Annotated in this window: 2 protein-coding genes; both read right to left on the bottom strand. The window is 47.2% G+C overall.

Features of this window, described 5'->3' with window-relative positions; translation table 11 throughout:
- On the bottom strand, positions 1–6,506 hold a 6,506-nt coding region (locus C1T29_RS11545; protein ID WP_208945722.1), incomplete at its 3' end, for a non-ribosomal peptide synthetase.
- Positions 6,507–6,531: 25 nt separating this feature from the next.
- Positions 6,532–11,735 (bottom strand): non-ribosomal peptide synthetase (locus C1T29_RS11550; protein ID WP_208945701.1); only part of this gene is annotated, 5,204 nt, incomplete at its 5' end.

Below are 11,735 nucleotides of genomic sequence, written 5' to 3' on the forward strand. Positions count from 1 at the left end.
GTCGTCTGTAATGTGAACGGCACCTCGTCATGGATGCGCTGCACCGGCTCACCGCCTCCATCCTGTTCAAAGGAGGTCCGCAGCGATTCGTGGCGCTTGATCAGCTCTTTGAAAGCCCTGTCCAGCCTTTCGGGATTGAGCTTTCCTTCCAGCTCCAATACCGCCGGCATATTGTAGCCTGTCCCCCCGTCCTCCAGCTGCTGAAGGACATAAATCCGTTTTTGGGCAGATGAAACCGGATAGGTTTCACGCTGTTCCGTCGGCTTTATTGCTTCATATGGACTGTCCGTTCCTTCACGGATAACGGAAGCCAGCCCTTCTATCGTCGGATGGGCAAACACATCTTTCAGCGGCACCTGTACATCAAATTCTTTTGAGATTCGGGAGACAAGCGCCGTTGCTTTTAAGGAATGTCCTCCGCGGTCAAAGAAGTTGTCGTGAATCCCGACAGGGCCGTTTTTCAGGACGTCTTCCCACAGCTGGGCAAGCTTCATCTCGGTCACATTTCTTGGCGCTGTGTAGGTCTCTGCATCTGCCGCTCCGTTAGGAGCTGGCAGGGCGTTCCGGTCCAGCTTTCCGCTTGGCGTAACCGGCCACTGTTCCATCTCGATCATATGGGCTGGGATCATGTAGCCCGGCAGCCGTCTCTCAAGCTGCGCCCGCACTTCGTTTCTCGGGAGTCCTTCTATATAAGCGCATAATTCCGGCTCGCCGCTGTCTGTCCGTACGGTAACGGTTGCCTCTCTGACGCCTTCTATGCTTCTAAGCGCCGTTTCAATTTCTCCGGGCTCAATCCGGTAGCCACGGATTTTCACCTGATCATCCGTGCGGCCGAGGAATTCCATATTCCCGTCAGGGAGCCAGCGGGCTACATCCCCTGTTTTGTACATGCGTTCCCCCGGGTAAAACGGGTCCTCAAGAAAACGCTCCTCCGTTAAGGCCGGCCGATTCAGATAGCCTCTGGCCACACCCGCTCCGGCAATGTACAGTTCACCGATACATCCGGCAGGCAGCATCCGCTGCTTCTGATTGAGAATATACAATCTGACATGGTGAACAGGTTTGCCAATAGGAATTCGTTCAAGTTTTTCATGCATCGGACAATCAAAGAATGAAGCTTCTACAGTTGCCTCTGTTGGCCCGTAGGAATTGGTTAATGCAACATTTGGTAGCAACTCGCTAAATCGGGAGACGAGATGGGCCCCCAGCTGCTCTCCACCGGAAAACACCCGCTTGAGTCCGTTTGGCTTCTTCATCGGTACAGAGCGATTTTTTATATGTTCTAAAAAGGCATGTAGCATTGAAGGCACAAAATGCATAGCTGTGATCTCTTGTTCTTCTATGGCCTTTGCAATCACTTCAGGTTCTTTTTCGCCTCCCTGAGGAAGCAGATAAACAGAAGCACCGGCATTAGGCCACCAAAACAGCTCCCATATTGAAGCGTCGAATGAATAAGATGTTTTATGCATAATCACATCTGATTGCTTCAGTTGATAACGGGACTGAAGGGAATTCAAAAAATTCACCGCTGATCGATGTTCAACTTCAACGCCCTTAGGCATCCCGGTAGAGCCGGATGTATAGATGACATAGGCTAAAGATTGCGGGAGAACGTTAACATTCGGATTGGACAAACGATGTTTCAGCCCGTTATTTGTCCGATTGAGATAAAGAATCTCTCCTGCAAATGCCGGAACATGAAGGCCGTCAGACTGAAGCAAGAGAATGTTTGTACCGCTGTCTTTGAGCAGAAAGCTGATTCGTTCTTCCGGATAATCCGGGTCAATGGGCAGATAAGCGCCGCCCGCTTTAAGAATGCCATAAATGCCAATCAGCATTTCAGGCGAACGCCTTCCCATAATGGCAACTGTTGTTTCAGATTTTACTCCCCGTCCAATCAGCTCCCAGGCGATACGGTTAGCCTGTTCATTCAATTCTTTATAGGTCATCGCTCCAGCTTCAAAGATAACGGCTGTCTGATCAGGCGTTTTTGCTGCCTGCTGTTCGAGTGCATGGTGGAGCGTTTGATTCATCAGATAGCCCGTCTCCTGAACCGGATGGCATGCTTCAATGAACTCTCTCTCTTCTCCTATTGTTAAGATTGGGATGTTGTCCAATTCTGTTTCAGGACTGACAGCTGTATGTTCCACAAGGGTGGTGAAAAGGCCGGCCCACCTTTGGATGGTCGCTTTCTCAAACAAAGCTGTACTGTATTCAAACTGACAGAAAAGTTCGGAATCGTGTTCTGTAACATACAAGGAAATATCGAATTTAGATATTGGATGATGCAAGTCCTTCCATTGAAGCTGTACATCTTTCATTTTCAGCTTTTGCTGGTCCATATTCTGAAGGACAAGCGTTGTGTCAAACAGTGGATTCCGGCTCATTTCCCGCTGTACGCCGAGTTTATCCACGAGCTCTTCAAACGGATAATCCTGATGCTCGTACGCTTCCAGTGCCGTCTGTCTGACTTCTTTCAGAAATTCTTCAAATGTCTTATGACCGGCCGGTCGTGTGCGGAGAGCCAATGTATTGACGAACATCCCAAGAACAGCTTCAAGGTCGGCATGGGGCCGTCCGGCGATAGGTGAACCAATTACGATATCATCTTGAGCGCTTAACCGTGATAAAAAAGCTGAATACAAAGCGAGCAGTGTCATGTAAAGTGTGCTGCTGTTTTTATGGGCAAGCTGTTTTATCCGGGACGTGAGCTCTTTATCCATTTGAAAGGTTACTTTTCCGCCTGTGAATTTCCGTTCTGCCGGACGGCGTTTATCTGTCGGAAGCTCTAGTACAGGGAGGTCTCCGCTAAACTGCTGCAGCCAGTAAGTCTCCTGCTTTTGATACGAGTCTCCCTTTTTAAAAAGCTGCTGCCAGACGGCGTAATCTTTATACTGGATCCGCAGCGGCTTAAGCTGCCGTTTTGCATAAAGATCGGTGAATTCTCGGATTAGGAGCTGAACGGATACGCCATCTGAAATAATATGGTGCATATCTACCAGCAATACATGCTTCTCGTTCGACACTTTTACAAGACCCGCTCTAAATAACGGCGCTTGATTGAGATCAAAGGGACGAACAAATCTCTCGATATCGGTCTCTCTGCTTAATTCAAACGGTACCTCGGTGTGAATACGCTGAACAGGCTCGCCATCTGCCCCGGATACAAAGGAAGTTCGAAGAGGCTCATGCCGACTGATCAGTTCTTTATATACAGCAGACAGGTTAGCGACATCCAGTGTCCCTTCCAGTTCTAAGACCGCAGGCATATTATAGGCGACACCCTCATCAAGCTGCTGAAGCACATAGATCCGTTTTTGAGCGGAAGATACAGGATATGCCTCCCTTTCTTCTGCCGGTTCAATTGCTGCATACGGATTTTCTTCTGCATTTCGAATGATTGAAGCTAACCCTTCCACTGTCGGATAGGCAAAAATGTCCTTAAGCGGAACTTGCACATGAAATTCCTTTGCAATCCGTGACATCAGCACTGTTGCTTTTAGAGAGTGGCCGCCATGATCAAAAAAGTTGTCTTGGATGCCTATAGAGCCATTCTTCAGCACATCTTCAAATAGTTGTGAAAGCTTTGCCTCTAACAGATTACGAGGAGCAGTATATGGATTTCCGCTGATTGAAGCATCTGGCTCTGGAAGTGCTGATTGATCTACTTTGCCATTTGGGGTAAGAGGTATGCTGTCAACCCATACCCATTTCGCCGGAATCATGTATTCTGGTAGCTCACTAGCCATATAGCTGCGTAAATCTATTGCATTCACCTTTTGTACACTGCAATAGTAAGCGCGTAATTCATGTTCACCGTTTTCATCTTGTCTAATGAGAATGGCAGCCTCTTTTATGTCCGGATGATTCATTAACGTGACTTCGATTTCTTGCGGCTCGATTCGATAACCCCTGATTTTCACTTGATTGTCTGCCCGTCCGATATATTCGATGTTGCCGTCTTCAAGCCGTCTGGCCAAATCACCTGTACGGTACATGATCGCACCAGGCCTGAATGGGTCGGATGAAAATTTGTCGCGTGTCAGTTTATCGTGATTGACATATCCTCTGGCAACACTTCCGCCGGAAATATAGAGTTCACCTGGTACGCCGTATGGCTGCAGCTGTTTTTGATGATTCAAAATATATAGATCAGTACAGCTTATCGGTTTACCGATTGGCGGAAACTCCGGAATAGGGTCTCCCGGATGAATGGTATACGTAGATACCACATGAGTCTCTGAAGGTCCGTAATGATTGTGCAGGTGCAGGCCGCGCTCACGCAATACGTCCTGAAAAAGCTCTGAAATTATTAATTGTTCCCCGGCTGCAATCAAATGTTTGACGCCATAAGGAAACGAGTTCGCCAGTTGCTGCTCGCTGAAAATCATTTTGATAAAAGCAGTTGGGAGAAACACAATATTCGTCTGTTGCTTGTTTATAAATGCAAACAGCTGGGGCACATCTCTTTTTATGGATTCTGGCACGATGTGCAGTGTGCCGCCTTTAAGAAGCGCAGAAAATATTTCTTGATAGCAGACGTCAAAGGCAGGTGTCGCAAATTGCAGAACATCTGCTTCGAAATCAATGCCAGAGTGTGCATATTCGAACTTCAGCAAGTTAGCCATGTTTCGATGCTCAAATTGAACACCCTTTGGTTTACCTGTTGTACCTGACGTATAAATGATATACAGCAGATCGTCAGCATTATTGACTGACTTCATGTTACTGCCGTCTTCTTTGCTTTCGATATCTTCTGCATGAGTGATAATGTAATTGTTTTCTAACGATGAGGAAAGATGCGCTTGTGAAACAACATGCGAACAGCCGCAGTCATTTAGAATATAACGGATTCTGTCAGCTGGATAATACGGATCAATCGGAACAATAGCGCCGCCTGCCTTTAAGATTCCAAGAACACCTGTGATAAACGCCGCTGAGCGTTCCATCATAATCGCAACGGGTTCTTGTCTCGCAACACCCTTCATTCGTAAATGCCGCGCCAATCTGTTCGCCGATTTATTCAGTTCTTTGTATGTTAACGAGCAGGCTTGATCAATTACAGCATAAGCATCCGGCGTCTTTTCTGCTTGTGTTTCAAACATGGCATGGATGGTTTCGTAAACTGGTGTTCGATCTGCGATTTCTCCAATCAGCTGCCGCTTTTCAGTGTCTGTCGTAATCTTGATTTCTCCAGGTGAAAGATTCGGATTGTGTAAAATTTGCGATACAACATTCAGAAGATGCTCCTTGACAGAAAGCACAAAAGACCGATCGTGCTGCTCAGCATCATAGCTCATTTTCATATGGATTTCTTCTCCTGGCGCTACCATAAGATAAAAGCTGTAGTTGGTTTCATCTGCCACAGTGAAGTTATGAATCTGAAAAAGATCTGAAGCATGTTCCTGTTTGTTGAGCATTTGAATCTCTTTCTGCACCGGATAGTTTTCAAATACGAGAATATGGTCAATCAGCCCTTGCTTAACCGCTGAACGGGCTTGAATTTCATATAAAGGATGGTAGCTGTATTCTTCAGCGGCAAGACGGTCTTTTTGCATATCTTTTATGAGCTGTAGAAAGGGTGTTTTTGCCCCCTGCACCCGAACCGGTATCGTGTTAATGAAAAGACCTACCATTTGTTCAATGCCTTCGATTTCGGCGGGTCTTCCTGAAATGACAGAACCGAATACGGCGTCATCATGATTATTATACTTTTGAAGCAGAATGCCCCAAATGGTATGGAAAATCGTACTGAGTGTCACTTCTTCTCTTGCCGCAAGCTCCGAAAGCCTGCTGCTTTCTTTCTTAGAGAATGAAAACGTAACGTGTTCCTGCCTGCTTCTCCCTTTTGGTTTTTTCTGTTTTGGGAGCATGGTTTGCTGTTCATAGCCGGAAAGGTAATGATCCCAATATGAAACCGCCTGCTCTTTGTCTTGCTCCATCAGCCATTTGATATACCTTCCGTATGGCTGAACCGGCTCTAGTGATATAGCGGATTCATTTACATAAGATGCATAAATATGAAGAAATTCCTTTAACACAATACTGAGGCACCAGCCGTCCATCATGATGTGATGAAAGGTCCAAATACAAGTGTATTGGCCCTCTCCTATTTGAATCAGAGTGATGCGCATGAGCAGATCTTTTTGCAAGTGAAACCCTTGAGCGCGGTCTTTTTCTTTCAATTGTTCGATAAACTGTGATTGCTTCTCTTTGTTTAAATGCGTAATGTCTTTTTCCTGCACGACGACATTCCGTTCTCTCAGGACAACCTGCTGGGGAGAGGAAACATTTTGACTGATAAAAATTGTCCTGAAAATATCGTGTCTTGCGACAAGAGCATTGATGCTGTTTTGAAAATACTGCGGATTGACTTTTCCTGCTATTGTAAAAGAAGCTTGCTCAACATATGCCTGTGAATCTTTTTGCAGGAGGGAATGGAAAAGCATCCCTTCCTGCATGTAAGACAGCGGATAAATATCCTGAATTGAATTCGCTTTTGTCATGTTCATGTCTCCCTGTCACGATTTTCTACAAATCTTCCACTAAGCTGGATATACTGTCCAAATCCTCTGCCGTTAATGATTGACTGCTAAAATCGCTCAGTGTCTTTTCTGCTTTTTGTTTACCGGTGCAGTGTTTCATAATGTCCAGCAAAAAGTGTTCGATCCTGTTGATAAGCTGGTCCATTGTGTTTCTATGGAAACGGGCCGGCGGATAGCTAAGATTGAAATGAAGCTTTTTGTCTGCTGCCATTGCACTTATCTCTATGATTTGCTCACGCTTCCATGTATGAGTGATATCTTTGCCGCTTCCAAGACTTGATGGGCGGAAGCTGCCCTGTCTTTCGATGTCGTTGAACTGGCCCAAATAGTTAAAGCTGATTTCAGGTGTTTTTGAAAACGCAATGCTTTTGTTTTCAGGGTGTGTGAGGTATTTCAGCATACCGTAACCTATTCCTTTGTTTGGTATCCGGCCCAGCGTATCTTTAACGGTTTTTACTGCGGTCCCCAGCTCATCCCTTTCATTTTCAAAGCTTATGAGGGCGGGATACATGGATGTAAACCAGCCGACCGTTCGGCTGATATCTAACTCCGGTATAATGTGCTCTCTTCCGTGTCCTTCCATAGCGATTCGGAGCTTGCTTCCTCCTGTCCATTCACAAATCGCCAACGATGCTGCGGTTAACAGAATATCTTGTGTATCTGTGCCATAGGCGTGATTGACGTTTTGCAGCAAAACGTCAGTGTCTGCTTCAGAGAGTGAAAAGCTTACCGAGGCCCTCATGCTGCAGCCGGTGTTCTCATGAAGCGGCATTTCATATGGCAGTTCCGCAGTTTGCTGTTCTTCTGCACTTCGCCAATACGCCTCTTCACGAATCAGCTTGCTGCTTTGGGCATATTCCTGAATCCGTCTGGCGTATTCCTGGTAGGAATCAGTTTTAGGCGGAAGCTGAATCGCCTGGCCTGAGGACGCTTGTTGGTACCCTGCTGACAAATCCTCCAGCAAAATCCGCCATGCCACACCGTCAACGACTAGATGATGGATCGCGAGGAACAAGTAATCTCCGGTCAGTGTTTTAAACCACGCGGCATGTAACAATGGCCCTTCCTGCAAATTGATGCTTTGCTGAAGATCTGCAACTTCTCGTTTGATTTGTGTTTCCCAATCGTTTTCAGATTGTGAAAGATCAGATATTTTTAACCTGTATAGCTGTGATTCATGAATGCCTTGGTTGATTTGAATCCATCGCCCGCCATCGTTACGATAAACCATCCGAAGCGCATCATGATGCTCCGCCAGCTTTTTTAAGGATGCTCTAAGAGCGTCTTCAGACAAACGGTCAGTATGGAAAAGCATGACAGACTGATTGAAATGGTGTCGTTCTTCTATGTCTTGTGAGAGAAACCATTTCTGAATAGGCGTCCATGGAACATCTCCCTGAACAGGTCCTTGTTCTATGACTCTCTCTGTTTTACGAATAAATGGTGATAAGTCTTTTATCTTTGGACGACGGAATAAATCACTTACCTGCAAGCTTAACCCGTGGCGCCCGAGACGTGCAGAAACTTGAAGCGCTTTGATTGAATCGCCGCCCAATTCAAAAAATGAATCCTCTATTCCGATCCTCTGGATGCCTAGAACCTCCTGCCAGATCAATGCCAGCTGCTCTTCAAGTTCGTTGCGTGGCGGGATGTATGTTTGTTTAGATGCGAAATCTGGTTCAGGCAGTGCTTTCCGGTTCAATTTGCCGTTCGATGTGAGCGGAAGATTCTCCATTTCAATGATATACGCCGGAATCATATAATTAGGCAGTGAACGGGCGAGAAGAGAACGCACTTGTTCAGCATTCGTGCCGGTTTTTACGCTGATATAGCCAAACAGCTCTTTGCTCCCTGACTGTCCTGTACGTGCCAACACCGCCGCTTCCTTGACTCCGTCTATGTGGCGAAGTGCTGATTCGATCTCACCCAGCTCTACCCGATAGCCTCTGACTTTTACTTGATCATCAATACGGCCAACGTACTCAATTGTGCCATCGGGAAGCCAGCGCGCCAGATCACCTGTGCGGTACAGTCGATCGCCGGGTACAAATGGGTTTTGGACAAATTTCTCTTTCGTTAAATCAGGACGGTGTAAATACCCTCTGGCAACGCCATCTCCGCCGACACAAAGTTCGCCAACAGCTCCGGCCGGCTGCAGCATTCCCCATTGATTTAAGATATAAGCGGTGGAATTGCCAACCGGCCGCCCGATCGGAATGGAGAGTTCATATGTTTTTTGAATGTGGAAGCATGTCGAAAAAGTTGTATTTTCGGTTGGCCCATATCCGTTCCATATCGATACTTCAGGGCAGGCATTTCTGATTCGATTGACGTGGCTTGCCGACAAAGCTTCTCCGCCTATGATCAGATGGTTAAGCTGCGAAAATGTTGTCTCGAGTTGCTCTGTCAAATGATTGAATAGAGACGAGGTCAGCCACATCGTTGTGATTCCTTGATGTTCTATGTATCTCTTAAGCTGTTGGGAATCGAGAAAGGTTTGTTGATCGGACAGGTGCAAAGCGGCACCATTTAACAGCGGTCCAAAAAATTCAAATGATCCAACGTCAAAACCGATTGATGATGTCATCAGAAGGCGGTCAGCTGGTGTAAATGTAATATAATTGCTGTTTTTCACAAGACGAATGACACTTCGCTGCTCAATCATGACACCCTTTGGTTTACCGGTTGATCCAGAGGTATAAATGATATATGCAAGTGAATGGGGCCCTGCTGAAGATTCAACGTTCTTCGCCTCTCCTTGCTTTTGAATATCTTCGATTATGATTTGTTCACATTCAATGCCTAATAGCTGTTTTTCTGTTTTTTCAGATTGAAGGAGTAATGCTGCCCTGCTGTCAGACAGCATATAAGCTATGCGTTCAACAGGCAGATTAGAATCGATAGGCAGATAGGCTCCCCCGGCTTTCAGAATGCCCAGCATACCTGCTATGAGTTCTGGCGTTCGTTCTGCCAACAAGGCTACGACTCGATCGGGACCGACTCCCTTTCTCTGTAGAAGTGAAGCAATTTGATTTGCCCAGTTGTTCAGGTCCGCGTAAGTTAACTCTTGTGTATCGCTGACAATTGCTATTGCATTAGGCGTTTGTTCCGCCTGCATTTCAAAGAGTCTGCTGATGGTTTCATTTCTTGGATAATCCATTTTTGTACGATTAAGTTCATAGATAAGGTAATGGGCCTCATCTTCATTCAGGATATTTATTGTTCCGAGAACGGCTTTGTTGTCCTGGATGATGGAGAGTAACATATTGATGAAGTATTGAAGCCACTTTTCTATCGTTTTTTTCTTATATAAGTCAGTACTAAACTCCATTTGGAACGTCAGCAAACCGTGGGGCTGTTCCTGAGCATATAGGGTTAAATCAAATTTGGACGTTTGGTGCCCATTATTTGCTGCAGGTTTGAGACACAGTTCATCCAGGTCCAACGATTCCTGATCCATGTTTTGAAGAACAAACATGACGTCAAAGAGCGGATTCCGGCTCATATCCCTTGTCAATTCAAGCTTATCGACAAGCTCTTCGAACGGATAATCCTGGTGCTCATAAGCTTCCAATGCAGTCTCGCGCACTTCCTGCAAATACTGTACAAACGGCTTCCCGCCCTCCGGGCGTGTCCGCAGCGCCAGCGTGTTCACAAACATGCCGAGTATCGGCTCCAGATCCTTGTGCGGACGGCCAGCAATTGGCGAGCCGACGATGATATCTTCCTGTCCGCTTAAGCGTGACAATAACGCTGTGTAGGCCGCAAGGAGCACCATGTACAGTGTGCTTCCATTCTCCCGTGCCAGCTTGTGAAGCCCTGATGCCGCTTCTTGATCAAGCGTAAAGGAGACCTTGTCACCCGCGAAGCTCCGCACCGGCGGGCGGTGTTGATCAGCCGGGAGATCCAGCACCGGCTGTTCGCCCTCGAGCTGCTTCAGCCAGTACGCCTCCTGCGTTTTGTACGCGTCTCCTGTTTTGAATTTTTCTTGCCATACGGCGTAGTCTTTATATTGAATATGAAGCGCCGGAAGGTTCTGGTTGTTGTACAGCTTTCCGAATTCCCGAATCAGAATGTTGACGGAAACACCGTCTGAAATGATGTGATGCATATCAACCAGCAAAAGGTGCCGCTCATCTGATACCTTTACGATTTGGGCACGGAACAGCGGCGCTTGGCTGAGATCAAACGGCTTGATAAACGCGGCTGCGGCCTCCTGTTCAGTTTGGTCGCCGAGAACTGTCGTCTGTAATGTAAACGGCACCTCATCATGGATGCGCTGCACCGGCTCACCGCCTCCATCCTGTTCAAAGGAGGTACGAAGCGACTCGTGGCGCTTGATCAGCTCTTTGAAAGCCCTGTCCAGCCTTTCTGGATCAAGCTTCCCTTCCAGTTCTAATACAGCCGGCATATTGTAGCCTGTCCCTCCGTCCTCCAGCTGCTGAAGGACATAGATCCGCTTTTGGGCAGATGAAACCGGATAGGTCTCACGCTGTTCCGTCGGCTTTATTGCTTCATATGGACTGTCCGTTCCTTCACGGATAACAGAAGCCAGTCCTTCTATCGTCGGATGGGCAAACACATCTTTCAGCGGCACCTGTACATCAAATTCTTTTGAGATTCGGGAGACAAGCGCCGTTGCTTTTAAGGAATGTCCTCCGCGGTCAAAGAAGTTGTCGTGAATCCCGACAGGGCCGTTTTTCAGGACGTCTTCCCACAGCTGGGCAAGCTTCATCTCGGTCACATTTCTTGGCGCTGTGTAGGTCTCTGCATCTGCCGCTCCGTTAGGAGCTGGCAGGGCGTTCCGGTCCAGCTTTCCGCTTGGCGTAACCGGCCACTGTTCCATCTCGATCATATGGGCTGGGATCATGTAGCCCGGCAGCCGTCTCTCAAGCTGCGCCCGCACTTTGTTTCTCGGGAGTCCTTCTATATAAGCGCATATTTCCGGCTCGCCGCTGTCTGTCCGTACGGTAACGGCCGCTTCCCTTATGCCTTCTATGCTTCTAAGCGCCGCTTCAATTTCTCCAGGCTCAATCCGGTAACCGCGAATTTTCACCTGATCATCCGTACGGCCCAGGAATTCCATATTCCCGTCAGGGAGCCAGCGGGCTACATCCCCTGTTTTGTACATGCGTTCCCCCGGGTAAAACGGGTCCTCAAGAAAACGCTCCTCCGTTAAGGCCGGCCGAT

The sequence above is a fragment of the Bacillus sp. MBGLi79 genome, assembly GCF_002953915.1.